The following is a 24,407-nucleotide window of genomic DNA, read 5'->3' as shown; positions in this document are numbered from 1 at the left end:
AATGCGGTCCCCGGTGGGAGCGAGCTTGCTCGCGATGAGGCCAGTCGCCTCACCGCAACATCTGGCTACCGAGTAGGCTTGACCGTCACCGGCGCCTTCCCCGCCTTCATCTGCTCCAGCAGCGGCGCGCACTGGTTCGGCTCACCGCCACTGGGCGCCACCAGCGCCAGCAAGCCCGCCGCTGGCGCAGCGATCACACCCAACGCCACCATTCCCGCACCACGCAGCATCAATGGCACAGCCTTGACCCCGGCGGCCGGCTTGGCAAAGGTGCCTCGCACGTACAACGGCGAGCGCAGGGAAATCAGGCGCCAGCCCTTGGACTCGGGGGTGATGGTCAGGTCAAGCTGTTCGCTCGCCATGTTCGCCGTGCCGTCGATGTAGATGATCGCGTTCTCAGTATCGAACACGAACAGGCGCGTGGTCGCCAGGCCCGTCTTGATGTCGAAGTCCGCCGCCGCGCAGTTGATCTTCACTTCCTTGTCGCCAAAGATTTTCCCCACCACATAGTTGCCGACGTTAAGCCCCGCCAGCTCCATCAATTCCCGACTGATGGCGCCATCGTTGATGAGCATTTTCAGCGTGCCGTTGGAGGTGCCCAGCAACGCCGCCACCGAATTGCCGCGCCCGGTGATGTCGGCATCGCCATTGAGTTCGCCGAAACTGGTTTTCATCGGCTCGAAACCCGGGAACAGCTGCTTGAGCTTGAACCCTCGCGCCGTCAGCTTCGCCTGGCCTTCCAGCGGCCGGGTGCGCCCATTGAGGCGGATCTGCGCATCGAGGCGGCCACCGGCCACGCCGAAGCGCAGGGGCTCGAGGCTCAACTGCCCATCATCGAGTACCAAGTGGGTATAAAGATCGGTGAAAGGCAGCTGCTCGCTGTGGACGATGCGCTTGCCGGTGAATTCCACATCGGCGTCCATCACGCGCCAACGCTCGGTGCGAAACTCTTCCACGGGCAAGACCTTGTCGGTCGGCTGTTTGCTGGCACCGCCCCGGGCCTTCTGCTCGGTATTGGAGTCGGCACCGATCAGCGGCGCCAGGTCGCTGAACAGCAGTTGATTGGAGACCAACGCACCACTGAGTTTCGGCCGCGGCTGGCTGGCGACATAAGCCAGGTCGCCATGGATATCGCTGTCGCCGATCTTGCCGTTGAACGCCTCATAGCGAAACAGCGCCCCACCCGGCTCATGCAGCTTGGCGATCAAGCGGCCATCGGTGGCGTAAGGTGGCGAATCCGGCAGGGTGACGCCGGTCAGCGGGTAGAGATTGGCGAGGCTGTTGCCGGCCAGTTTCAGGCGCAAGTCCAAGGCCCCAAGGTTCATCGGGTCGGTAAGGGTGCCGGCCAGTTCGACACGGGTGTCGCCGATTTTCGCCTGGGCCTGGAGCGGAAAGGGTTGTGACGCATCCTGCAAGGCCAGCAAGCCACCAACCTTGCCGGAGCCGGTCAGGTTCTGCCCGTGATACTGCCCGTTGACCTTGAAGGCGAACGCGTAGTCCTGCGGCGTCGCGCCTTGGTCATGGGCTTTTTTCGCGGCCTTGTCACCCACGATATCGCTGAACGGAATGGGTTTGCCCAACGGGTCGATCAACAGGTCGAGCCGGGTCTTGAGCGTCTGGTCGTCCAGGGTGACGTGCCCCTTGTCGAAGCCAATGGCACCGATGTCCACCACCCAGCTGGAGGGCTCGGCGTCCGGGTCTTTCGGATCGAATTGGAAGGTCCAGTTGGCGCGACCGTCCGCCAGGCGTTGCAGGTTGGCGTTGGGCTCGGTCAGGTCGATGCGCGGAATCGCCACCCGCCGCGCCAGCAAAGCCAGAGGCGAAACGCGCAGCTCGACACGCTTGAGCGTGACCATCTGTGAGGCTTTTGACCAGTCCGGGTTACCCAGGCTCAAGTCATCGGCCACCACATGAGGCCACGGCAACCAGGCACGCCAGCCACCTTCCTCCGGCTCGCGCTGCCAGATCACCGCCAGGTTGCCGTTGATGGCGAAAGGACGATGCAATTCCTCGGAAACCTTGGCATTGAGCGAGGGCTTGATGCGGTTCCAGTCGAAGAAGGCAATGACCAGGACCAGCACCGCCAGCAGGACAACAAGACTGGCGAAGCTCCAGGCGAGGATTTTCGGGGTGCGCGTCATGCACAAGGCTCCTGATGACATGTCAGCGCACGCAACCGCGACGCCGTTGAAACACGAACCTGCAATCGGTTCGTCATAAAGGGTTGGACTGGCGGAACGACCAACAGGTGCCGACGAACGGCATAAAAAATGCCGAGAACCTGACCGATCAGCCAACAAACTGTTACCGCCCCCGCACACTTGCGAGGCAGCGATGGGTACAAAATACCCACCACGGTGCAAAACCGCACCTCGGAAAGGCCCGTTCTAGAGCCTTCGCCGCGAACAATCAATTCCGTTGATTATTACCATTGCGTTTATGAACTTTTATATCGACTTATCGAGAGTAGCATTGCCCTCGTACCCACTTTATCGCCCTCCCAAGGAGCAACGATCATGAAACGCCAATTACTGATGAGCCTGTCCCTTTCACTGCTGGCCTCTACTGCCTTCGCACTGCCAGCTTCCGAACAAGCTACGCCACAGGTCAAGGACAGCCATTCTGTCTACAGCCAGACTGTTGCCGAAGGTGGAAGTGATCGCCTGAAAGAAAAAGGCCTGGCCGAGGACGGTTATGACCGCACCAAGCAAAGCGATACCGTTGCAGCTGACGGTTCCGACCGCACTCCAGGCCAGACCTTGGCAGCTGACGGCTCCGACCGCACTCCAGGCCAAACCTTGGCAGCTGACGGCTCCGACCGCACTCCAGGCCAAACCTTGGCAGCTGACGGCTCCGACCGCACTCCAGGCCAAACCTTGGCAGCTGACGGCTCCGACCGTACCCCAGGCCAGACCCTCGCCGAAGACGGTTCTTCCCGCACTAAAATGGGCGATACCGTGGCCGAAGGCGGTGGTGATCGTGTGATCGAACGCAACGGCACAGTGAGCTGAGCCCATGGTGGCCCAGAAAAAAGCCCGATTCCTGCAATCGGGCTTTTAACTTTTCAACCCCCTCGTTTTCCCGCCCGATCCCCCTCTACCGTTCGACGTCGGCAAAGCCGATTTGCTAGAGTGCGTCGCTCCCGTGAATCAGAAGTCAGCCTTGCGATGCTGCCCCGCGCCGAACAGAAACAACAGACCCGAATTGCCCTGATGGACGCAGCCCGTCATTTGATGGAGTGTGGCCGGGGCTTCGGCAGTCTGAGCCTGCGGGAAGTCGCCAGGACGGCGGGCATCGTGCCCACCGGGTTCTACCGGCACTTCGAGGACATGGACCAACTGGGCCTGGCACTGGTCAGCGAAGTCGGCCAGACCTTCCGCGAAACCATCCGCCTGGTCCGCCACAACGAGTTTGTCATGGGCGGCATTATCGATGCGTCGGTGCGGATCTTTCTCGATGTCGTGCACGTCAACCGATCGCAGTTCCTGTTCCTGGCCCGCGAGCAATATGGCGGCTCCCTGCCGGTGCGCCAGGCCATCGCCCAATTGCGCGAAGACATCAGCTCGGACCTGGCCGCCGACCTGGCGTTGATGCCCAAACTGCAGCACCTGGACCTGGCCGCCCTGGGCGTGATGGCCGATCTCATCGTCAAGAGCGTGTTCGCCACCCTGCCGGACATCATCGACCCACCCGCCCAAGCCCTCCCGGAACATCTCACGCCCCAGGCGAAGATGACCCAGCAACTGCGGTTTATCTTCATTGGCCTCAAGCATTGGCAAGGGCTGGGCAGTACCGAATAACCCCCGAATGCCCCCACTGGTTCGTCTTGCACCAGTCGCAAAATGGTGCGTGATATTCCGATGCGCACCAACTTGGCACGCAATCCGCCCCATCCTGAAACGCCATCCCAGCTATTTCCTACATCGCCTTCGATTGGCAAGCCCCTTGCTCTAAACACAGCACCGTTCATTGCTGGAAGCACTCCGATGCTGGTGATTCACCGCAGAATCGACACTCAACCGCGCTGGGACGCCGAGCTGCTCCTGACCTTCGACGCCCGCAGCAAAAGCCGTCTGCGCTGTTTCAGTGCCGAAGGTGAAGACGTAGGGCTGTTCCTGGAGCGAGGCCAGCCGCCGCTATACGACGGCGAATGCCTGCAGGCAGAAGATGGGCGCATCGTGCGCGTCTGCGCCCGCGCCGAACAATTGTTGCACGTCACCTGCGCCAACGCCTTCGAACTGACCCGCGCCGCCTACCACCTGGGCAATCGCCACGTGGCCCTGCAAGTGGGCGATGGCTGGCTGCGTCTGCTGGACGACTATGTGCTCAAGGCGATGCTCGAACAACTGGGCGCCAACGCCAAAGCCATCGAGGCGCCGTTCCAACCGGAACATGGCGCCTATGGCGGCGGCCATCATCACTCCCGGCACGGCGACGAAGACTTCAACTACGCGCCACGCCTGCACCAGTTTGGCGTGCGCACATGAACCCGGCCTGGGCGCTGCTGCGTCTGGCCAGCCCGCAGTTACCGATTGGCGGCTACAGCTATTCCCAGGGGCTGGAGATGGCGGTGGACAACGGCCAAGTGAAAACTCCCGACGACGCCCGGCGCTGGATCAGCGATCAATTGCTGCTGAACCTGGCACGCTTCGAAGCGCCCTTGCTGCTGGCGCATTGCACCGCCGCCGCGGCTGACGATTGGGACGCGCTGCTGCAACATTGCGAAGCGCACCGCGCCAGCCGGGAAACCCGTGAGCTGTATCAGGAGAGCCGGCAGATGGGCTACTCGTTGCAGCAATTGCTCGTCGGTCTGCCGGAGCTTGACCATGCCGCGCGCGGCTTTCTTGAACAGCTCAGCCTTGAACAGCGCAGCGAGCCGCACCTGGCGCTGGGCTGGGCCCTGGCCGCCCGCGCCTGGCAGATCGCGCCCCAGGACGCCCTCGCCGCCTGGCTGTGGAGCTGGCTGGAAAACCAACTGGCGGTGCTGATGAAAACACTGCCCCTGGGCCAGCAAGCAGCCCAGCGCCTGACCAGCGAACTGCTGCCGCTGTTGCAACAGGCCCAGCACAACGCCTCGAACATCGACCCCGATCACTACGGCAGCGCCGCGTTTGGCCTGTCCCTGGCATGCATGGCCCATGAGCGCCAGTACAGCCGCCTGTTCCGTTCCTAGGAGACACACATGAATACACAACCTCTGCGCGTCGGTATCGGCGGCCCGGTGGGCTCCGGCAAGACCGCCCTGACCCTGGCCCTGTGCCTGGCTCTACGTGAACGCTACAACCTGGCAGTGGTCACCAACGACATCTACACCCGCGAAGACGCCGACTTCCTGGTGCGCAACGAAGCCCTGGCGCCGGAGCGGATCATTGGCGTGGAGACCGGCGGCTGCCCGCATACGGCGATTCGCGAAGATGCGTCGATCAACCTTGAGGCGGTGGACCAGTTGAACCGGCGCTTTCCGGGGCTGGACCTGATCCTGGTGGAGTCGGGCGGCGACAACCTGTCGGCCACCTTCAGCCCGGAGCTGTCGGACCTGACGATCTATGTGATCGACGTCTCGGCCGGCGACAAGCTGCCGCGCAAGGGCGGACCGGGCATTTGCAAATCCGACCTGCTAGTGATCAACAAAATCGACCTGGCACCGCTGGTGGGGGCGTCCCTGGAAATGATGGACAGCGACACCCGGCGGATGCGCAACGGCAAACCCTTCGTGTTCAGCAACCAGAAGACCGGCCAGGGCCTGGAGGACATCATTGCCTTCATCGAGCGCCAAGGCCTGCTGACCGCTGCCTGATTTTACCGACTGACAACAAGGAAGCTTATCCATGACCTTTAAACGCATCTTCGGCGCCCTCGCCCTGCTGCTCACCCCCGCCCTGGCCTTCGCCCACCCCGGCCATGGCGATAATGGCCTGATCGCCGGACTCGGCCACCCCATCGGCGGGCTCGACCACTTGCTGGCGATGCTGGCGGTCGGCTTGTGGGCCGCGCAACAACAAGGCGCCGCGCGTTGGGCACTGCCATGCACCTTCGTCGGTACGATGCTGCTCGGTGGCCTGCTGGGCTTTGAAGGCCTGGCGTTGCCGGCACTGGAAAGCGGAATCGCCGCCTCGGTGCTGGCTCTGGGCCTGGCGGTGGCACTGGCGGTGCGTCCACCGTTGAGTCTGGCCGTTGGCGCGACGGCACTGTTTGCGCTGTTCCATGGCGTGGCCCATGGCTTGGAACTGCCGGACATGTCGAGCCCGTGGGCCTATGCGGTGGGCTTCGTCGCGGCCACGGCGGCGCTGCATGGCGCAGGTTTCGCGCTGGTGCGGGTGTTGCCGCGCGCGGCGGCGCCATTGGTTCGATTGGCCGGGGCGGCTTCGGCTGCGACTGGGGTTTGGTTGTTGGCCGGTTGATTCTCTAGCGCCTGCCGGGCCGCTATCGCGAGCAAGCTCGCGATGACGGACTTACAGGCGCCATCTCTCTGGAGTCGGTCACTCTGCTACCATGTCGCGCAATCGCCCCCAGCCGTGACGACGTCCGCCCATGCCTGATGCTTCCCGCCCCGCCCCTCAGCCTGAATTGACCGCCCTGTTCGCAACGGTGCGTCAGCATTTTCACGACGTGATCGTGCCGATGTGGCAAGGCCCGGGCTGGAATGCCGAACTGGCGCTGCCCTATGAATCCCTGGATGCCGGACATGCGCCACTGCCGCCCCAGCGCTACCGCGCCATGGCCTGTGCGCGGCAGTTGTATGTGTTCGCCAGCCTGATTGGCGAAGTGCCCCAGGCCGAGGAACGGGCCAGTGCCCTGTTCCGCTCGCTGCAACGGCATTTCCACGATGCCGAACACGGCGGCTGGTTCTACAGCATCGACCCCCAAGGCGCGCCGCTGGACACCGGCAAAGACCTCTACACCCATGCCTTTATTCTGTTCGCCTGTGCCCATTACTGGGGTAAGGTCCGCGAACCGCTGGTGGAATCGGTGCTCAACGCCAGCCTGGAGGTCATCGCCCAGCGCTTTGCCAGCGCCGACGGTCTCTACGAAGCCAGCCTCAAGCGCGATTGGTCGACGACCGGTTCCGGCCCGTTGCAAAACCCCTTGATGCACCTGGCCGAAGCCTTCCTCGCCACCCTCTCGATCCGCGAAGACGCCAACGTCCGTCAGGCATTGCTGAGCCTGTGCGACGGGATGGCCAAGCATTTCATCGAACCGCAACAACGGGTGATGATGGAAAAACCGCTCAAGGCTGTGGATAACTGGTTCGAGCCGGGTCATCAATTCGAATGGTATTACTTGCTGGCCTCATCGCCACTGTTGCGCAACGGCACGTTGCACACCGCCCTGGAACGCAGCTTCGGCCATACCGAACAGCGCGGCGTCGACCCCACCTCCGGCGCGGTGTGCGCGATGTTGGCATTGGAGCTACAGGCAGGCCTACGGGATGCCACCCAACGGATCTGGGCTCAGGCGGAGTATTTGCGTGCACTGACATTGCGTTCGGGCAATCAGGGCGCATTGCTGCATCAACTGCAGGCGTTGCAGCAGCATTTCCTGCATGCCAAAGGCTGGAACGAATGCCTCGATGCCGACGGTAGGGTCAGCCGACGGGACATGCCGTCCACCACGCCGTATCACCTGCTGACCTGCTATCGCGGGCTGGCCGATTATCTGGCTTGACACACCCCTGTGGCGAGGGAGCTTGCTCCCGCTGGGCCTGTAGGAGCTGTCGAGCGAAGCGAGGCTGCGATCTTTCCAAGATCAAAAGATCGTCCGAACGCGGCCCGAGCCTTCGGCAGCTCCTACAGCGCAGCCGAGCGGGAGCAAGCTCCCTCGCCACAAAGCTCGTGTCTAGAGCACCCGTCAGGCCTTGTTGCGCTCAATGGCAAACCCAGCCCAGGTCTGGCTCACCGGCATCAGCTCCAGGCTGTTGATGTTGATGTGGGCCGGCGTGTTGAGCACCCAGAAAATCGTATCGGCGATGTCCTGTGGCTGGATCGGCTCGGCGCCAGCGTAGGTCGCGTTGTAACGCTCCTGGTCGCCACCGAAGCGCACCAGGGAGAACTCGCTCTCGCACAGGCCCGGCTCGATGTTGCTCACCCGCACGCCCGTGCCTTGCAGGTCGCAACGCAGGTTCAGGGAGAACTGTTTGACGAACGCCTTGCTCGCGCCATACACATGGCTGCCCGGATACGGGTAGTTGCCGGCGATGGAACCCAGGTTGACGATCCCGGCACCACGACCGTGGGCAATCAGGCGTGGCAACAGCAGGCGGGTGCTGTAGAGCAGGCCTTTGACATTGGTGTCGACCATGGTGTCCCAGTCATCGAGATCGCACTTGGGCGCCGGGTCGACGCCCAGGGCCAGGCCGGCGTTGTTGATCAGTCCGCGCAACGTGGCGAAGGACGGCGGCAGATTGGCGATGGCCTCTTCCATGGCCTTGCGATCACGCACATCCAGGACCAGGCCATGGACTTCGGTCTGCTTCGACAGCTCGGCGCAGAGAGCATTGAGGCGTTCTTCACGACGACCGGTCAGCACCAGTTTCCAACCGGCCTCGGCAAAACGACGGGCACAGGCTTCACCAAAACCGGAGGTCGCGCCGGTGATAAACAGGGTGTCAGACATCGTGTTCTCCTTGTTTGAACTTCAAAAGCCGTTGAATGGAATCGGCCCACAGCATGCCCGGCCTGGTACGCCGGGGGCAAGGTTTGCACATAAGCTTTTGACCCACAGTTGCTCATAAAACAACCAATCCACGCCAAGCCTTGCCCAACAAGGCCCGTAGCCGGTTGCCCGCACCTTATCCACAGGCACGTCCACAGTAATCGGGGGCAAGTGCAAACCCCACAAGCCGCTGTGCATAAGGCTTTGCGGGCTATTTGGAAGATTTTTTCCCTTGACCCCGCAACTGAGGTTGTGCAGCGCTAGTTATCTGCTATAAGCCAGCGCGCGATGGGCAATGGCTCCAAGCCAGTAACGACGGCACTCAGCGCGGTCTTTCCAGAGTTTAATCACAGACTTATCCACAGGCTTGCCCACCGATTTTCGGGCCCCTTCCAGTGCTCACAAAACTGTTGACAACCGCCACTACCGCTTGACCAAAAACGCCTGATCAAAAAACAATCACAGCCCTGTAAGCCACGTATTCAAAGGCTTGCAGCCAGCTACTCCCACGTTACCCACAGCCCGTTCCACAGCAAACGGGGACAAGTCAAAACTGTGACAAAACAACTGTTTGCGGCGACTTTATGTCGCGGTTTCGCAGGGGCTCAGGATTGTTGTCCACAATTCTGAAAACTGTACAAAACCCCGTGGGAGCGAGCTTGCTCCCACAGGGGGATTGCGGTGGTTTGGAGGGATAAAAAAACCGGCGATCACTCGCCGGTTTTTTCATTGCAACAGCCGTATCAATGACCGCCCAGGTACGCGTTGCGCACCTCTTCGTTGGCGAGCAGTTCCTTGCCTGTACCGGTCAGGCGGATTTCGCCGTTGACCATCACATAGGCCCGGTCCGACAACTTGAGGGCGTGGTTGGCGTTCTGTTCCACCAGGAAGATGGTCATCCCGGTGGACGCCAGTTCACGCAGGGTGGCGAAGATCTGTTTCACCACGATCGGCGCCAATCCCAGGCTCGGCTCATCGAGCAGCAACAACTTCGGCCGGCTCATCAATGCCCGGGCGATGGCGAGCATTTGCTGCTCGCCGCCGGACATGGTCATCGCCCGCTGGTTACGCCGTTCCTTGAGTCGCGGGAACAGCTCGAACATGCGCTGCATGTCTTCGCTGGCGTACTTGTCACCGATGGGAATGGTGCCCATCAGCAGGTTTTCCTCGACGGTCATGTCCGGGAATACCCGCCGCCCTTCCGGCGATTGCGCGATGCCGTTGGAGGCAATGTAGTGCGACGACTTGTGGGTGATGTCCACGCCCTGGTAGATGATCTGCCCGCCGGCCGCACGAGGCTGGCCGAAGATCGACATCAGCAGTGTGGACTTGCCGGCACCGTTGGAGCCGATCAGGCTCACGGTCTCGCCTTCGCCAATGTGCATCGAGACTTTTTTCAGGGCCTGGATCGGCCCGTAGAACACGTCCAGCTCCTTGAGTTCGAGGATAGGTCCACTCATACCAGTTCCTCTTCATCGGCACCCAGGTAGGCCGCGATCACCTTCGGATCGTTGCGAATCGCCTCGGGACCGCCCTCGGCGATCACGTTGCCGTGGTCCAGCACAACGATGTGGTCGGAAATGCTCATTACCATGCCCATGTCGTGTTCGATCAGCACCACGGTCAGATCATGCTCGTCGCGCAGCAGCCGGATCATCGCGCTCAGCGCTTCGGTTTCCTGAGGGTTGAGGCCGGCGGCCGGTTCGTCGAGGCAGATGATCTGCGGACGCGTGCACATGGCCCGGGCGATTTCCAGGCGGCGCTGCTGGCCGTAGGAAAGCTCGCCCGCCAGTCGGTTGGCGCAATCCACCAGGTCCACCACTTCCAACCAATAGAACGCATGGTCCAGGGCATCGCTTTCCGCCTTGCGGTAGCCCTTGGTGTTGAGGATGCCCGCCACCAGGCTGCGGTTGACCCACATGTGCTGGGCCACCAGCAGGTTTTCCAGCACCGACATTTCCTTGAACAGGCGAATGTTCTGGAAGGTGCGCGCCAGACCGGCGCGGTTTACCAGGTGGGTGCCGCCGAACATCTTGTAGTACAGCCGGCTGGCGAAGGACTTCGGCGAGACGAAGTCGGTCAGGCGAAACGCTTCGCCCAACAGTTTGATGACGTTGGTCTGCTCGCCACGCACGTTGAGCTCGATCTTGCCACCCGAGGCTTTGTAAAAACCGGTCAAGCAGTTGAACACAGTGGTCTTGCCCGCACCGTTGGGGCCGATCAGGGCAAAGATCGAGTTACGCTTGACCTGCAGGCTGACGTCGGCGAGAGCCTTGATACCACCGAACTGCATCATCAGGTTTTCAACTTTGAGTACGACTTCGCTCATGGCGCTACCCCCTTGCGCGGCGTCACACCGGTACGGCTGATACGGATCAGGCCGCGAGGACGCCAGATCATCATCAACACCATCAGTACGCCGAACAGCAGCACCCGGTACTCGGAGAAGCTGCGCAGCAGCTCCGGTGCCACGGTGAGCACGAATGCGGCAATCACCACGCCAACCGTCGAGCCCATGCCACCCAGCACCACGATCGCCAGGATCAGCGCCGATTCGAAGAAGGTGAACGACGACGGGTTGACGAAGCCCTGGTAACTGGCGAAGAACACGCCGGCCAGGCCAGCCGTGGACGCACCGATGGTGAAGGCCGAGAGCTTGACCAGCACATGGTTCAACCCCATGGAGCGACAGGCGATTTCATCTTCGCGCAGGGCTTCCCAGGCACGCCCGACCGGCATGCGGGTTAGGCGATGCTTGATGTAGAGCACCAGCAGTACCGTGATGAACAACACGATATAGATGAACAGGAATTTGATGTTGGGGTTGTAGTCGATGCCGAAGAACTCATGGAACGGCACCCCGCCGTCTTTCGCTCTTCGACCAAACTCCAGGCCGAAAAAGGTTGGCGACGGCACGGGCATGCCGTTCGGCCCGCCAGTGAACGACAACCAGTTGTTGAGCACCAACCGGATGATCTCACCGAACCCCAGGGTCACGATGGCCAGGTAGTCGCCGTGCATTCGCAACACCGGGAAGCCCAATATGCACCCCGCCATCGCCGCAGCGATGGCTGCCAATGGCAACACCGTCCAGAAACCCAGCCCCAGGTATTGGTAGCCCAGCGCCAGGCCGTAGGCACCGATGGCATAGAACGCCACGTAACCCAGGTCGAGCAGCCCCGCCAGGCCGACCACAATGTTCAGGCCCAGGCCCAGCAACACGTAGATCAGGCCGAGAATGACCACGGTGAGCACGTATTTGTTGGCGAAGAACGGAAACACGATGGCAATCACGATCAGCGCCGGGATGATCCAGCGCAGCCGCGATTTGTAATCCGGTGGCAGCACGTGCACGCCGGAACCGGTGCTCTCGAAACCCTGGAGAATCTTCAGCCCCTTGGGCGTCTGGAGGAACAGGCTCAGGGCAAAGCGCCCAACCATGACGATCGCCACCAGCCAGCCGACGCGGGCCGGCTGCAGGTTGAAGCTGTAGCCGTCGAGCACCACGCCGACGATCGGCCCGAACACGATCAGCGAGATCAGGCCGGCCAGGATCGCGTCGATGACGCTCTGTTTGATATCAAGCGGTTTATTGGCAGCAGACATACTTATACCTTCGCCACGAGTGGGCGACCCAGCAGGCCTTGGGGACGGAAAATCAGAATCAGCACCAGCAGCGAGAAACTGAACACGTCTTTGTAGTCGGAGTTGATCAGACCGGAGAACAGCGACTCGGAGATCCCGAGGATGATCCCGCCAAGCATCGCCCCAGGCAGGGAGCCGATGCCGCCGAGTACCGCCGCGGTGAATGCCTTGATGCCAATGATGAAGCCGGCATAGAAGTCGAAGGTGCCGTAGTTCATGGTGATCAGCACGCCGGCCAGGGCCGCCATGGCTGCACCGATGATGAATACGTAGGAAATCACCCGGTCGGTGTTGATCCCCAGGATCGAGGCCATCTTGCGGTCTTGCTGGGTGGCGCGGCACATGCGCCCGAGCTTGGTGTATTTGATGATGTAGGTCAGCGCGGCCATCCCGGCGAATGCAGCGACCAGGATGAAAATCTTGGTGTAGGTGAGCTGGACGAAACCGCTGCCGATGTCGACGCGCATGGCGCCTTCAAGCAGCGTCGGGATCCCCTGTTGACGAGCGCCCTGGCTGATTTGTGCATAGTTCTGCAAGATCAACGAGATGCCGATGGCACTGATCAGCGGTGCCAGCCGAGTGGAGTTGCGCAGGGGTTTGTAGGCGACGCGTTCGATGACCCAGCCGTATACCCCGGTGACCACGACCGTGAACACGAGGGTGCCAAGGATCATTAGCGGAAAGGATTCAATACCGAAGTAAGCCAGCAGAGCCAGACTGATTGCCGCGAGGTAAGCGGAAATCATGTAAACCTCGCCATGGGCGAAGTTGATCATGCCGATGATGCCGTAGACCATTGTGTAGCCGATGGCGATCAGACCATAGACCGACCCGAGGGTCAGGCCATTGATCAGTTGCTGCAGGAAAATACCATCCATAACGCAATCTCACGCAGTGAGAACCTGCACACCAACAGGTGTGCGGTTCTTCTAAGGAAAATACAGATTTACGTCGGAGCAATGTCAGGGAGGACCGGCAAGCGCCCCTTGGAACCCGGGACTTGCCCGAATTCCATGGAGGCCTGGACGGTCACTTCAGCCCTTACTTCTGTTTTTCCAACTGGTGGTATTTGCCGTCCTTGTCCCACTGGTAGACCACGTAGTCGGAGACTTTCAAGTCGCCCTTGGTGTCCCACTCCTTCTTGCCCATCACGGTCTGGACAGGGTTGGCCTTGAGCCACTTGGCCGCATCCTCGCCTTTGTTGGACTTGGCGCCGTTGAAGCCGGCGGCCAGGGCCTGGACCGAAGCGTAGGCGTACAGGGTGTAGCCTTCAGGCTCGGTGCCATTCTTGCGGAACTCCTCGACCACCGCCTTGCTGTCTGGCAGCAGGCGCGGGTCGGCGCCGAAGGTCATGTACACGCCATCGACGTATTGCGCGCCGCCGGCGGTGGTGACCAGTTCGTCGGTGACAATGCCATCGTCGGACATGAACTTCACGTCCTTGAGGCCTTGCTCACGCAACTGGCGAACCAGCGGGCCGGCTTCCGGATGCAGGCCACCGAAGTAGACCACGTCGGCGCCAGCCCCACGGATCTTGGTGACCACGGCGCTGAAGTCTTTCTCGCCACGGGTCAGGCCTTCGTACAGCACCGGGGTCACGCCGCGCTTGATCAGTTGTGCCTTGGTGGCATCCGCCAGGCCTTGGCCATAGGTGTCCTTGTCATGCAGGACAACGACTTTCTTGCCCTTGAGCACGTCGACGATGTAGTCGCCGGCCACGATGCCCTGCTGGTCGTCACGACCGCACATGCGGAACATCGCGCTGAGGCCGCGCTCGGTCACGGCCGGGTTGGTCGAGCCGGGGGTGATGGCGATGATGCCGGCTTCGTCGTAGACCTCAGAGGCCGGGATGGTGTTGGACGAGCAGAAGTGCCCGACCACGCCGATCACCTTGTCCTGGTCAACCAGGCGGTTGGCCACGGCCACGGCCTGCTTGGGCTCGCAAGCATCGTCGCCGGCAACCAGTACGATCTTCTCGCCGTTGACGCCACCTGCTTTGTTGATGACATCGGCCGCTGCCTGCGCACCCTTCATGTACTGCTCGCCAAATGCAGCGTTGGCGCCGGTCATCGGCCCCGCCACACCAAATTTCACATCAGCTTGAGCAAACGCAGAAACACCCAACGCAGCTGCCACTGCGAGGGCCAGGAAACCTTTCTTGTAAAACGTCTGGGACATGAGGTGGTGCTCCAAGGTTTTTTTTAGTTGGCACTGCGACTTCATTTCACTGAAAAGCTCAGAGCAAGGGCCGTGCCATCGGTTTTTTATTCTGAAAAAAGTCGCTGCTTTATTGTTATTTCGACTGTTTCGAGCCCTTTTTCATAGGGCGTGCAACCGTCTAAACCGCACGAGGTGCAACCTTTTATTTAAATGGGTAAAACCCTCCGTGAGCCATCATTGCAACCCTTACACGAAACGGCGTGCAACCACTGTGTAACAGCCCACGTCACCGAACTGCACACTGTCGGTGCGCGACTGCTACAAGCCGCACCATAACAGGCTAGACGCTACGCTAGAAAACGCGGCTTCCAGCAACAATTTTCAACACTCAAATGACGATCCGCAGGCACTGGCCCGCGTGATACAGCGAGAAGCCCGCCTCATACAGGCAACTGCGCAACCCAACCCCGGCCAATGGCTGCATGGGTGCGAACGGGATCGGCAGGGCCTGGGCGTTACCGTGACAGAGGTAATCGGCGAATGCCTTGCCGACCACCGTACCGGTGGTCACGCCGCGACCGTTGTAGCCGGTCACGGCCACCAGCCCGGGGGCCGGTTCGAACAGGCGCATCAGGTGGTCAGGGGTAAAGGCAATGCAACCGGTCCAGGTGCATTCCCACTCCACTGGCTTGAGGTAAGGAAAATAGTGCTGCTGCACCCGGTCGGCCCAGGCCTTGAGGAACCAGGTCGGCTTGCGATTACCGTTGCCCAGGCTGCCCAGCAACAACCGGCCGTCCTTGTCCCGGCGAATGCTGCTCAATACCTGTCGGGTGTCCCAGGAGCCCTGCCCGCCCGGCAGGATGCGTCCGGCGGCCTCGTCGGTCAGCGGAACCGAAGCGACCTGATAGTAATAACCGGGGAAAAAATTGCGCCGCAGTTCGGTCCAGTCGCCCTCGGTGTAGGCGTTGGAGGCAATTACCACCTGTTCGGCCAGTACCGAACCCTGGGCGGTCTGCACCGACCAGCGCTGGCCTTGGCGTTCCAGGCGCGTCACCGGGGAATGGTCGAACAATTGGCCGCCCAGGTCCGTGGCGGCCTTGGCCAGGCCGCTGGTGTAGGCCATCGGATTGAGCGTACCGGCGCGGCGATCGAGCAATGCCGCGGCGATTTTCGAGGTGCCGGTCGCCTCGGCACAGGCCTGGCCGGTCAGCAATTCCACCGGGGCACCACGACGTTTCCATTGGGCTTCGCGACTGCGCAGGTCGGCCTCGCCCCGGGCGTTATGGGCCATGTGCAAGGTGCCTTCGCGACGCAACTGGCAATCGATGTTGTATTTATCGATGAGGCTGAACACCAAGGCCGGCGCGGCCCCCAGCATGCGATTGAGCTGGCTGCCCACCGCCTCGCCGAACCCGGCCTCGATGTCATCCGGCGGGATCCACAGCCCGGCGTTCACCAGGCCGACGTTACGTCCCGATCCGCCATGCCCGGCCCGATGGGCTTCCAGCACAGCCACGCGCTTGCCTTGTTCGAGCAAGTGCACCGCCGCCGATAGCCCGGTAAAGCCTGCGCCGATCACACAGACATCCACCGTGACTTCGCCGGTGAGCGCGCTGTTTTCAGGCCTTTGCGGCGTCAGTTTTTCCCACAGACATTCTTCGCGTAACGGCATTGCCAGACTCCGAAAAAGAAACCCAACCACTGCACACAAATTCATTGTGGGAGCGAGCCTGCTCGCGATGACGGTTTATCTACCGATATTGATGTCGGCTGATTCGACGCTATCGCGAGCAAGCTCGCTCCCACAGGGATTTTCGTTGAGTCGAACTCAGTCGAAGGTAATCCCCTGCGCCAACGGCAACTCCAGCGAGTAGTTCACGGTATTGGTCTGGCGGCGCATGTAGCCGCGCCAGGCGTCGGAGCCGGATTCGCGACCGCCGCCGGTTTCTTTTTCGCCACCGAATGCGCCGCCGATTTCCGCGCCGCTCGGGCCGATGTTGACGTTGGCGATGCCGCAGTCGCTGCCCACCGCCGACATGAACTGCTCGGCTTCACGCACGTCGGTGGTGAAGATGCAGGACGACAGGCCCTGGGGCACGGAGTTGTTCAGGTGCAGGGCCTCGGCGAAGTCCTTGTAGCCAACCACGTACAGGATCGGCGCGAAGGTTTCGTGGCGCACCACGTCACTCTGCTCGGGCATCTCGACGATGGCCGGCGAGACGTAATAGGCATTCGGGAACTGGTCTTCGAGCTGGCGCTTGCCACCGAACACCCGCCCGCCTTCGCTCAAGGCCTGCTCCAGCGCGTCCTGCATGCCGTCGAAGCTGTGCTTGTCGATCAGTGGGCCGACCAGGTTGCCTTCCAGCGGATGGCCGATGCGCACTTTCGAATAGGCGGCCTTGAGACGGGTAACAATCTCTTCCTTCACCGACTCATGGGCGATCAGCCGGCGCAGGGTGGTGCAACGCTGGCCGGCGGTGCCGACGGCGCTGAACAGGATGGCGCGCACGGCCATGTCCAGGTCGGCGCTCGGCGCCAGGATCATGGCGTTGTTGCCACCCAGTTCGAGGATGCTGCGGGCGAAACGCGCGGCGACTTTCGGCGCCACTTCACGGCCCATGCGGGTGCTGCCGGTGGCGCTGATCAAGGCCACGCGCGGATCATCCACCAGCGCTTCACCGGCATCGCGACCACCGATGATCACCTGGCTCAGGTACGGTGGTGCGTCGCTGAAATTCTTCAGTACACGCTCGAACAGCGCCTGGCACGCCAGGGCGGTGAGCGGGGTCTTTTCCGAGGGTTTCCAGATCACCGGGTTGCCGCAGACCAGGGCCAGCGTGGTGTTCCAGGCCCAGACCGCGACAGGAAAGTTGAAAGCACTGATCACCCCGACCACGCCCAGCGGATGCCAGGATTCACGCATGTGGTGGCCCGGACGCTCGGAGGCGATAGTCAGGCCGTACAACTGGCGGGACAGGCCGACAGCGAAGTCGCAGATGTCGATCATCTCTTGCACTTCGCCCAGGCCTTCCTGGGTGATCTTGCCGGCTTCCCACGACACCAACTCGCCGAGGTCGGCCTTGAATTCACGCAGCAGGTCGCCGAATTGACGCACCAGCTCGCCGCGACGCGGGGCCGGCACCTGGCGCCACAGGTCGAAGGCGTGTTCGGCACGGCTGACCTGCTGCTCGACTTCAGCGGCGCCTTCCCAGTTCACGGCGCCGATGCGACTGCCATCGATAGGCGAATGCACCGGTTGTGTGCCGCCCTGGTACAGGGCCGGATTGACGCCCAGACGATCAAGCAATGCAGCAACCATGGGGTAACTCCTCTAAACGAGCGATAAAAGATTGGCAGGCGGGCAATCACCCTCTGCTCAGGCCTCTAGTTTTAGCTGGCTCGAGTCTTGCCAACAAACGACCATTAAGCGAGATATCATTCCGTTTATTCATGCTGCCCCTGACTCGATTTATAGAGCAACAAGAAAAAGGCCCTCGTCATGCTCAATAAGCGCTATTTACCGTCGATCACCGCCCTCCAGTGCTTCGAAGCCGTGACCCGCCACCTGAGCTTTACCCGTGCCGCCGAAGAACTTCATCTGACCCAGAGTGCCGTGAGCAAACAAGTCGCCCAGCTTGAGGAATTGTTGCAGCACCTGCTGTTCCGGCGTGTGCGCCGCCGCTTGCAGCTGACACCGGCCGGAGACTTGTACTTGGGGGAAGTGAGAAAAATCCTCACCCAGGTGGAGATGTCTACCCATTACCTGCGTTCCTACGGTGGCGATACCGAAGTGCTGCGTGTCTCCACCCCTCCGACGTTCGGTGCCCGCTGGCTGGTCCCGCGCCTGAAGGGGTGGCGCCTGCGTCATCCGAAAATTCATCTGGACCTGTGCAGCGAGCAGGAAGCCGACGACTTGCAGCAGGGGCGCAGCGACCTGGCGTTCTATTTCGGCCAAGGCTCACGTCCTGGCACTGAGTCCTTGAGGCTGTTCGACGAGGAACTGGTGCCGGTCTGCGCACCCGGCAGCCTGCCTGACCAGCCCTTCACCGACCCGACCCAACTGGCCGAGCTGGTGCTGCTGCAGAACGCCTCGCGTCCCCAGGCCTGGCACGACTGGTTCGACAGCCAGGGCTACCACACCGAACACAGCTATCACGGGCCGCGGTTCGAAACCTTCTACATGTGCATTCGTGCCGCCCAGGTCGGCTGCGGCGTCGCCCTGCTACCGCGGTTTCTGGTGGAAGAAGAACTGGCCGACGGCAAACTGGTCATTCCCTGGCCCCATGCGATGCCCAGCACCAGCGCCTATTACCTGGCCTATCCGGAACACTCGGCGGAGGTGCCCAAGGTGCGGCTGTTCGTGGAATGGATGCTGGAGCAGATCGACGGCCCGCAGACATCGCAATAACGGCAGCCAACACAACACCCTGTGGCGAGGGAGCTTGCTCCCGCTGGGGTGCGAAGCGGCCCCTTTTCTGCGGGCGCTGCGCACCCGAGCGGGAGCAAGCTCCCTCGCCACGGTAAGCGCCCCCCCAAAAAGGCCTGTGGGCTGTTAAAAAATCGCTGGCAAAACCCACCAAGGTTATGCGCCACTAGCCCTTTCACTAAAAACCGCCGAACCTCGCTGCCCACTGCCGCGGCCTGTCTGGAGAACCCTATGAGCGAGAGCGTATTTGCCGATCGTATCGTGCAGAACCTGCTCGACACCGACTTCTACAAACTGACGATGATGCAGGCGGTGCTGCACAACTACCCCAATGTCGAAGTCGAGTGGGAGTTTCGTTGCCGCAACAGCGAGGACCTGCGTCCATACCTGGCGGAGATCCGCTTCCAGATCGAGCGCCTGGCGGAATTGAACCTGAGCGCCGACCAGTTGGGCTTCCTGGAACGTATCAGCTTCCTCAAGCCGGACTTCCTGCGGTTCCTGGGACTGTTTCGCTTCAACCTGCGCTACGTGCACACCGGCATCGACAACGGCGAGTTGTTCATCCGCCTGCGCGGACCGTGGCTACATGTGATCCTCTTCGAAGTGCCGCTGCTGGCCATCGTCAGCGAAGTGCGCAACCGCTATCGCTACCGTGAAATTGTCCTGGAACAGGCCCGCGAGCAGTTGTACCGCAAGTTCGACTGGCTGAGCGCCAACGCCAGCGCCGAAGAGCTGTCCGAACTGCAAGTCGCGGACTTCGGCACCCGCCGCCGGTTTTCCTTCCGCGTCCAGGAAGAAGTGGTCAACGTCCTCAAGCACGATTTCCCCGGGCGTTTCGTCGGCACCAGTAACGTGCACCTGTCCCGGGAACTGGGCATGAAACCCCTGGGCACCATGGCCCACGAGTGGATCATGGCCCACCAGCAACTGGGCCCGCGGCTGATCGACAGCCAGATCGCCGCCCTCGACTGCTGGGTGCGCGAATACCGAGGCCTGCTGGGGATCGCGCTCACCGACTGCATCACCATGGACGCCTTCCTCAAGGATTTCGATCTGTTCTTCGCCAAGCTGTTCGACGGTTTGCGCCATGATTCGGGCGACCCGGTGATCTGGGCTGAAAAAGCCATTGCCCACTACCACAAGCTCGGCATCGACCCGATGAGCAAGACCCTGGTGTTCTCTGACAGTCTGACATTGCCCAAATGCCTGGAGATTTTTCGGGCGTTGCGTGGTCGCATTAATGTCAGCTTCGGTATTGGTACCCACCTGACCTGCGACATTCCAGGTGTCGAGCCCATGAGCATCGTGCTTAAAATGATCAGCTGTGCCGGGCAACCCGTGGCCAAGATTTCAGACGAGCCCGGCAAGACCCACTGCAAGGACCCGAATTTCGTCGCCTACATGCGACACGTTTTCCAAGTACCTGCCGCCCTTTGATACATCAAGCAAGGAGTGAATTCATGCAAGCCGTACAGCGTGAGATTGCTGGACAGCTCAAGGTCCAGCCACCGTTCGCCGATGATGCCGCCCTCAAGGCCGAAATCGCCCGGCGAGTGAGCTTCATCCAGGATTGCCTGGTCAATTCCGGGCTCAAGTCCCTCGTGCTGGGCATCAGCGGGGGTGTCGACTCACTGACCGCCGGGCTGCTGGCCCAACGTGCCATGCGCGAACTGCGGGAGAAAACCGGCAACGCGGCCTACAAGTTCATCGCCGTGCGCCTGCCGTACGAAACCCAGTTCGACGAACATGAAGCACAGGCCTGCGTGGACTTCATCGACCCGGACGAGCGCCATACCGTCAACATCGGCCCTGCGGTCAAGGCCCTGGCCGAGCAAGTCGCGGCGTTCGAAGGCAAGGCGGTGGTCTCGCGGGATTTCGTGCTGGGCAATACCAAGGCGCGGATGCGCATGGTGGCGCAATACACCATCGCCGGGGCCGAGCAGGGCCTGGTGATCGGCACTGACCATGCGGCCGAAGCGGTCATGGGGTTCTTCACCAAGTTCGGTGACGGCGCCTGCGACCTGGCGCCGTTGAGCGGCCTGGTGAAAAACCAGGTCCGGGCCATCGCCCGTGACTTCGGCGCGCCGGAATCGCTGGTGGAAAAAGTCCCCACCGCCGACCTTGAAGACCTGTCGCCAGGCAAGCCGGATGAAGCCTCCCACGGCGTGACCTATGCGGAGATCGATGCGTTCCTGCATGGGCAACCGGTTCGTGAAGAGGCAGCCAGGATCATTTGTGATACCTATCGCAAGACTGAGCACAAGCGGGTGATGCCGTATGCCCCGTAAACACCACTAGGGGGGAAGAGTTCCCCTTGTGGGAGCGAGCTTGCTCGCGATGGCGGTGGGTCAGCTTGCATTGATGGTGAATGTAGAGAGGCGTGGGTTGGTGTGTATATCCGTTTTTTTTGTAACGGCGGCTGGCGGTTCCGCTCTTACAGCGGGTCACTTTTGAAAAGCGCAAAAGTAACCAAAACGCTCTTGCCCCACCACTCGGCACCTCGCCTAGGCTCGGTGTGCCCGAACGAAGGCATTGCTCCGTGGGCCCGCCGCGAAGGGCCATCCATGGCCCAGCGCGGCTATCCCGGCATCCATGCCGGGATGCCCACTGCGCAATGCCTGCGTTCGGCCAGCGTGGTTTAACGGGGCGCCCAGATCAAGATCAAGATCAAGATCCAAAGCAAAGCAAAGCAAAGCAAGAGCGGTGGCATGTCCAGCATCTATGTGGCTGAACCATCGCTATCGCGAGCAAGCTCGCTCCCACATTGGATTTTCAGCGAATACAAAATTCATGTGCACCTAGCCCCCCTGTGGGAGCGAGCTTGCTCGCGATGACGCCGGCACATCCAACATCACCGCAAACTGACACACCGCTTTCGCGAGCAAGCCAGCTCCCACAGGAGGAACGCGGTCCCCACCAAGAACCAGGTCGGCTATCAGGCCGCCTCGCGGTGGACGTTGATCTCGGCGCCCCATTAACCACGATGGCTGAACGAAGGTGTTGCGCAGTGGGCAACCCGGCATGGATGCCGGGTTAGCCGCGCTGGGCCATGGATGGCCCTTCGCGGCGGCCCACGGAGCAATGCCTTCGTTCAGGCATGCCGAGCCTAGGCGAGGCACCGAGTGGTGGGGCAAAAGCGTTTTGGTTACTTTTGCGCTCTTCAAAAGTGACCCGCTGTAAGAGCGGAACCGCCAGTAGCCGTTATCGAAGAAACGGATATACACCCAAAACTCAAAACCCAAGCCAAAAAAAACGGCGCTTCCCATTTCTGAAAGAAGCGCCGTTTTTTGTTGTGCCTGAAGCTGATTACTTCAGGGTAACGGTGCCTTTCATCATAGAGATGTGGCCCGGGAACGAGCAGAAGAAGCCGTACTTCTCAGAGGCATTGAGCTTCGAAACGTCAAAGGTCACCGAGTCGGTTTCCTTGGCACCAATGAGTTTGGTATGGGCGATGATGCGTGCATCACCCTCCTTGAGGTAATTCTTGTCGATACCGGCAGCGAGGCCATCAGTGGCAATCGGCTGCATGTCAGCCTCTTTGCTCAGCACCCAGTTATGGCCCATGACGTTTTTCGGCAGGCTGCCCGAGTGAGTCAGCTCGACGGTGAAGGTCTTGCAGCTCTTGTCGATCTCGATGGCCTTGGTGTTGAAGGACATCTGGTCAGTCGAGTCGATGGTGGTCTTGCACTCCGCTGCCATCAGTTGGCTGCTAGCCAGCGTCAACAGGGATACTGCAACAAGTTTGGCAAACATCGTGAATCTCCAAGGCATGGTTAACAAAAATCCGTCAAAGGGAAAGACTGCCTGATTTTCCGGCAAGTTCCTATGACCTGAGTCAAAGATTGTATACAACTTAAGCCTATCAGCCTGATGGACAGAATCAACCAGCCAGAAGTATGAGGCGCCCCTATGATCAGCCCATCACCTTCTGGAGCGACCGTCATGAACTTCAATAGCCTGCTGTGCAGCTTGCTCGCCGCCTACGCCTGTGGCGCCAGCGGCACCTATGAAAAGCCCCAGCGCGAGGTATAAATCCTTTGCGCAACACAGGCCAGGCTTTACTCTGGCGAGGTGACTGACCACGGAGTAAAGCATGTCCATCGCGTCTGTTTGTGTATTTTGCGGCGCCAGCACTGGCACCAACCCCGCGTATCGTGAAGCGGCACAGGCCCTCGGCCGGGCATTGGCGGAACGAAAACTGACCCTGGTCTATGGCGGCGGTGCCGTCGGCCTGATGGGGATCGTCGCCGATGCGGCCCTGGCGGCCGGCGGCGAGGTCATCGGCATCATCCCGCAAAGCCTGAAGGACAAGGAAATCGGCCACAGCGGCCTGACCCGCCTGGAAGTGGTGGACGGCATGCATGCCCGCAAGGCGCGCATGGCCGAACTCAGCGACGCCTTCATCGCCCTGCCCGGCGGCCTCGGCACGCTGGAGGAGCTGTTCGAAGTCTGGACCTGGGGTCAGCTCGGCTACCACGGCAAACCGCTGGGGTTGCTGGAAGTGAACGGTTTCTACAGCAAGCTCACCGCTTTTCTCGATCACATCGTCGGCGAAGGCTTCGTCCGCACGCCCCATCGTGACATGCTGCAAGTGAGCGAATCCGCGCAGAACCTGCTCGATGCCCTGGACGAATGGCAACCGTCCGTGCAACCAAAGTGGGCCGAACAAAAACCCAGCTAACGGCTCGGGCCCGATACAGGGCAGAATATGCGCCGCTCAACCTCACCTTCGACCCCAGAGGATCGCCCATGGCCAAACCCAATTATTCCTTCGCCAAACGTCAGAGAGACTTGGCCAAGGAGCAGAAGAAAGAGGAAAAGCTGCAGCGCAAGAAAGCCACAGCTGAAGAAGCGGCACTGAACCCGGATGACGAAGGCGAAGTGACGGCAGACGATGATGTCGATGCACCGAAAGACCAGGCCCCCGACGCCTGACTCCCCCAGGGCCCGATGATCCGATCCGGCCCCCCGGTTTTGTGTCCAGGACCGGCAGCCTCGCTGCCGGCCCTCACAACCTCAGCGCCTTGATAATCGACAGTCGATAACCCGCAGGCAGGTTCACCGGCAATTGTTCCGGCGCGAACAGCCCGATCTCCTTGTGCTCATGACTGATGGTCGGCACGAAACCGCCCAGCAACTGGCAGCGGTACGTGGAGATGAAGACGTGCTTGCCAGGAATGACCTCGAACAAGTACGAATCCAGCGGCTCCCCCACGCTCACCTCGACCGCCAGCTCCTCGGCGATTTCCCGCGCCAGGCATTGCGGCGCCGTTTCGCCCAGCTCGATCCGCCCGCCGGGCAGCTCCCATTCATCGCGCTCGTTGAGCATCAGCACAACCAAGCCTTCGGGGGACTGCAGCACACCTTTGATGGAAACCGGGAACATAACGGGTCTCGCTGTTAATGAGTGTTTCCTGTGGCGAGGGAGCTTGCTCCCGCTGGGCCGCGTAGCGGCCCCCAGGTATTTGAGCGGTTGCTGCGCAACCGAGCGGGAGCAAGCTCCCTCGCCACAGGTATTTCACTG

General features: G+C 61.2%; 23 protein-coding genes. 12 read left to right on the top strand and 11 right to left on the bottom strand.

The window, feature by feature from the left end:
• Positions 1-65 precede the first annotated feature (65 nt).
• Positions 66-2,141: an AsmA family protein gene (locus AD659_RS02280; protein ID WP_053117977.1), complete on the bottom strand. Its 2,076-nt coding sequence runs from the start codon at positions 2,139-2,141 to the stop codon at positions 66-68.
• Between the two features lie 375 nt (positions 2,142-2,516).
• On the opposite strand from AD659_RS02280, the gene AD659_RS02275 reads away from it, so the two are divergent.
• The 7 genes from AD659_RS02275 (at position 2,517) to AD659_RS02245 (ending at position 7,665) form a co-directional block, all read left to right on the top strand.
• Entirely contained in the window at positions 2,517-3,011 is a 495-nt protein-coding gene (locus AD659_RS02275; protein ID WP_053117974.1) for a hypothetical protein, read from the top strand.
• 156 nt (positions 3,012-3,167) lie between these two features.
• Positions 3,168-3,800: a TetR family transcriptional regulator gene (locus AD659_RS02270; RefSeq protein ID WP_053117972.1), complete on the top strand. Its 633-nt coding sequence runs from the start codon at positions 3,168-3,170 to the stop codon at positions 3,798-3,800.
• Positions 3,801-3,986: 186 nt separating this feature from the next.
• Positions 3,987-4,487, top strand: a complete 501-nt coding sequence (ureE, locus tag AD659_RS02265) for an urease accessory protein UreE (protein ID WP_053117970.1) — start codon at positions 3,987-3,989, stop codon at positions 4,485-4,487.
• Positions 4,484-5,173 carry an urease accessory protein UreF gene (locus AD659_RS02260; RefSeq protein ID WP_053117968.1) on the top strand — a complete coding sequence of 230 codons (690 nt, stop codon included), beginning with the start codon at positions 4,484-4,486 and terminating at the stop codon, positions 5,171-5,173. Before ureE ends, AD659_RS02260 begins: the two co-directional genes overlap by 4 nt.
• A gap of 9 nt (positions 5,174-5,182) precedes the next feature.
• A complete protein-coding gene (gene ureG / locus AD659_RS02255) occupies positions 5,183-5,797 on the top strand; it encodes an urease accessory protein UreG (RefSeq protein ID WP_053117966.1) in 615 nt (204 codons plus the stop codon).
• 31 nt (positions 5,798-5,828) lie between these two features.
• On the top strand, positions 5,829-6,401 hold the full coding sequence (locus AD659_RS02250) for a HupE/UreJ family protein (protein WP_053117964.1): 573 nt from the start codon (positions 5,829-5,831) through the stop codon (positions 6,399-6,401).
• A 130-nt stretch (positions 6,402-6,531) separates the two neighbouring features.
• Positions 6,532-7,665, top strand: coding sequence for an AGE family epimerase/isomerase (locus AD659_RS02245; RefSeq protein ID WP_053117962.1), 1,134 nt, complete (start codon positions 6,532-6,534; stop codon positions 7,663-7,665).
• Between the two features lie 183 nt (positions 7,666-7,848).
• Here AD659_RS02245 and AD659_RS02240 read toward each other — a convergent pair whose 3' ends face one another.
• The 8 genes from AD659_RS02240 to amaB form a co-directional block, all read right to left on the bottom strand.
• Entirely contained in the window at positions 7,849-8,613 is a 765-nt protein-coding gene (locus AD659_RS02240) for an SDR family oxidoreductase (protein ID WP_053117960.1), read from the bottom strand.
• A 782-nt stretch (positions 8,614-9,395) separates the two neighbouring features.
• Positions 9,396-10,112 (bottom strand): ABC transporter ATP-binding protein, encoded by a 717-nt coding sequence (locus AD659_RS02235; protein WP_053117959.1) that lies wholly within the window; start codon positions 10,110-10,112, stop codon positions 9,396-9,398.
• Positions 10,109-10,981, bottom strand: coding sequence for an ABC transporter ATP-binding protein (locus AD659_RS02230; RefSeq protein WP_053117957.1), 873 nt, complete (start codon positions 10,979-10,981; stop codon positions 10,109-10,111). The genes AD659_RS02235 and AD659_RS02230 overlap by 4 nt, the downstream gene beginning before the upstream one ends.
• The gene (gene livM, locus AD659_RS02225; RefSeq protein ID WP_053117955.1) at positions 10,978-12,258 is read right to left on the bottom strand and encodes a high-affinity branched-chain amino acid ABC transporter permease LivM; all 1,281 of its coding nucleotides are present in this window, start codon (positions 12,256-12,258) and stop codon (positions 10,978-10,980) included. The genes AD659_RS02230 and livM overlap by 4 nt, the downstream gene beginning before the upstream one ends.
• Positions 12,259-12,260: 2 nt before the next feature.
• Entirely contained in the window at positions 12,261-13,175 is a 915-nt protein-coding gene (locus AD659_RS02220) for an ABC transporter permease subunit (RefSeq protein WP_053117953.1), read from the bottom strand.
• Positions 13,176-13,338: 163 nt separating this feature from the next.
• Positions 13,339-14,475: a branched-chain amino acid ABC transporter substrate-binding protein gene (locus AD659_RS02215; RefSeq protein WP_053117951.1), complete on the bottom strand. Its 1,137-nt coding sequence runs from the start codon at positions 14,473-14,475 to the stop codon at positions 13,339-13,341.
• Positions 14,476-14,845: 370 nt separating this feature from the next.
• Complete coding sequence (gene amaA / locus AD659_RS02210) at positions 14,846-16,129, bottom strand: L-pipecolate oxidase (protein ID WP_053117950.1); 1,284 nt, start codon at positions 16,127-16,129, stop codon at positions 14,846-14,848.
• A gap of 156 nt (positions 16,130-16,285) precedes the next feature.
• Positions 16,286-17,776 (bottom strand): L-piperidine-6-carboxylate dehydrogenase, encoded by a 1,491-nt coding sequence (amaB, locus tag AD659_RS02205; RefSeq protein ID WP_053117948.1) that lies wholly within the window; start codon positions 17,774-17,776, stop codon positions 16,286-16,288.
• Between the two features lie 180 nt (positions 17,777-17,956).
• On the opposite strand from amaB, the gene AD659_RS02200 reads away from it, so the two are divergent.
• The 3 genes from AD659_RS02200 (at position 17,957) to nadE (ending at position 21,171) form a co-directional block, all read left to right on the top strand.
• On the top strand, positions 17,957-18,865 hold the full coding sequence (locus AD659_RS02200; protein WP_053117946.1) for a LysR family transcriptional regulator: 909 nt from the start codon (positions 17,957-17,959) through the stop codon (positions 18,863-18,865).
• A gap of 249 nt (positions 18,866-19,114) precedes the next feature.
• Positions 19,115-20,320 carry a nicotinate phosphoribosyltransferase gene (pncB, locus tag AD659_RS02195; protein WP_053117945.1) on the top strand — a complete coding sequence of 402 codons (1,206 nt, stop codon included), beginning with the start codon at positions 19,115-19,117 and terminating at the stop codon, positions 20,318-20,320.
• Between the two features lie 23 nt (positions 20,321-20,343).
• Complete coding sequence (gene nadE / locus AD659_RS02190) at positions 20,344-21,171, top strand: NAD(+) synthase (protein ID WP_053117943.1); 828 nt, start codon at positions 20,344-20,346, stop codon at positions 21,169-21,171.
• Positions 21,172-22,189: 1,018 nt separating this feature from the next.
• Here the strand turns inward: nadE and azu are convergent.
• The gene (gene azu, locus AD659_RS02185) at positions 22,190-22,636 is read right to left on the bottom strand and encodes an azurin (protein ID WP_053117941.1); all 447 of its coding nucleotides are present in this window, start codon (positions 22,634-22,636) and stop codon (positions 22,190-22,192) included.
• Positions 22,637-22,976: 340 nt separating this feature from the next.
• Between azu and AD659_RS02180 the strand changes: the two genes are divergently transcribed.
• Together AD659_RS02180 and AD659_RS02175 are read left to right on the top strand one after the other, a co-directional pair.
• Positions 22,977-23,564 (top strand): cytokinin riboside 5'-monophosphate phosphoribohydrolase, encoded by a 588-nt coding sequence (locus AD659_RS02180; protein ID WP_053117938.1) that lies wholly within the window; start codon positions 22,977-22,979, stop codon positions 23,562-23,564.
• A gap of 68 nt (positions 23,565-23,632) precedes the next feature.
• A complete protein-coding gene (locus tag AD659_RS02175) occupies positions 23,633-23,818 on the top strand; it encodes a hypothetical protein (protein ID WP_053117935.1) in 186 nt (61 codons plus the stop codon).
• Between the two features lie 73 nt (positions 23,819-23,891).
• Here AD659_RS02175 and AD659_RS02170 read toward each other — a convergent pair whose 3' ends face one another.
• Positions 23,892-24,269, bottom strand: coding sequence for an NUDIX hydrolase (locus AD659_RS02170; RefSeq protein WP_053117933.1), 378 nt, complete (start codon positions 24,267-24,269; stop codon positions 23,892-23,894).
• Between the last annotated feature and the right edge of the window lie 138 nt (positions 24,270-24,407).

The organism is Pseudomonas thivervalensis, assembly GCF_001269655.1.
Taxonomy (GTDB): Bacteria; Pseudomonadota; Gammaproteobacteria; order Pseudomonadales; family Pseudomonadaceae; genus Aquipseudomonas; species Aquipseudomonas thivervalensis.
Note: the sequence above shows the minus strand (reverse complement) of the source record. Positions and strands in the feature narration are given on the sequence as shown.

Bases quoted from the DNA above. Each gene is read 5' to 3' on its own strand.
- AD659_RS02175 (WP_053117935.1), top strand. From the start codon at position 23,633: ATGGCCAAACCCAATTATTCCTTCGCCAAACGTCAGAGAGACTTGGCC.
- AD659_RS02180 (WP_053117938.1), top strand. From the start codon at position 22,977: ATGTCCATCGCGTCTGTTTGTGTATTTTGCGGCGCCAGCACTGGCACC.
- AD659_RS02170 (WP_053117933.1), bottom strand. From the start codon at position 24,269: ATGTTCCCGGTTTCCATCAAAGGTGTGCTGCAGTCCCCCGAAGGCTTG.
- AD659_RS02230 (WP_053117957.1), bottom strand. From the start codon at position 10,981: ATGAGCGAAGTCGTACTCAAAGTTGAAAACCTGATGATGCAGTTCGGT.
- AD659_RS02240 (WP_053117960.1), bottom strand. From the start codon at position 8,613: ATGTCTGACACCCTGTTTATCACCGGCGCGACCTCCGGTTTTGGTGAA.
- amaB (WP_053117948.1), bottom strand. From the start codon at position 17,776: ATGGTTGCTGCATTGCTTGATCGTCTGGGCGTCAATCCGGCCCTGTAC.
- AD659_RS02200 (WP_053117946.1), top strand. From the start codon at position 17,957: ATGCTCAATAAGCGCTATTTACCGTCGATCACCGCCCTCCAGTGCTTC.
- livM (WP_053117955.1), bottom strand. From the start codon at position 12,258: ATGTCTGCTGCCAATAAACCGCTTGATATCAAACAGAGCGTCATCGAC.
- AD659_RS02245 (WP_053117962.1), top strand. From the start codon at position 6,532: ATGCCTGATGCTTCCCGCCCCGCCCCTCAGCCTGAATTGACCGCCCTG.
- AD659_RS02215 (WP_053117951.1), bottom strand. From the start codon at position 14,475: ATGTCCCAGACGTTTTACAAGAAAGGTTTCCTGGCCCTCGCAGTGGCA.
- nadE (WP_053117943.1), top strand. From the start codon at position 20,344: ATGCAAGCCGTACAGCGTGAGATTGCTGGACAGCTCAAGGTCCAGCCA.
- AD659_RS02220 (WP_053117953.1), bottom strand. From the start codon at position 13,175: ATGGATGGTATTTTCCTGCAGCAACTGATCAATGGCCTGACCCTCGGG.
- AD659_RS02250 (WP_053117964.1), top strand. From the start codon at position 5,829: ATGACCTTTAAACGCATCTTCGGCGCCCTCGCCCTGCTGCTCACCCCC.
- ureE (WP_053117970.1), top strand. From the start codon at position 3,987: ATGCTGGTGATTCACCGCAGAATCGACACTCAACCGCGCTGGGACGCC.
- pncB (WP_053117945.1), top strand. From the start codon at position 19,115: ATGAGCGAGAGCGTATTTGCCGATCGTATCGTGCAGAACCTGCTCGAC.
- azu (WP_053117941.1), bottom strand. From the start codon at position 22,636: ATGTTTGCCAAACTTGTTGCAGTATCCCTGTTGACGCTGGCTAGCAGC.
- amaA (WP_053117950.1), bottom strand. From the start codon at position 16,129: ATGCCGTTACGCGAAGAATGTCTGTGGGAAAAACTGACGCCGCAAAGG.
- ureG (WP_053117966.1), top strand. From the start codon at position 5,183: ATGAATACACAACCTCTGCGCGTCGGTATCGGCGGCCCGGTGGGCTCC.
- AD659_RS02270 (WP_053117972.1), top strand. From the start codon at position 3,168: ATGCTGCCCCGCGCCGAACAGAAACAACAGACCCGAATTGCCCTGATG.
- AD659_RS02275 (WP_053117974.1), top strand. From the start codon at position 2,517: ATGAAACGCCAATTACTGATGAGCCTGTCCCTTTCACTGCTGGCCTCT.
- AD659_RS02260 (WP_053117968.1), top strand. From the start codon at position 4,484: ATGAACCCGGCCTGGGCGCTGCTGCGTCTGGCCAGCCCGCAGTTACCG.
- AD659_RS02235 (WP_053117959.1), bottom strand. From the start codon at position 10,112: ATGAGTGGACCTATCCTCGAACTCAAGGAGCTGGACGTGTTCTACGGG.
- AD659_RS02280 (WP_053117977.1), bottom strand. From the start codon at position 2,141: ATGACGCGCACCCCGAAAATCCTCGCCTGGAGCTTCGCCAGTCTTGTT.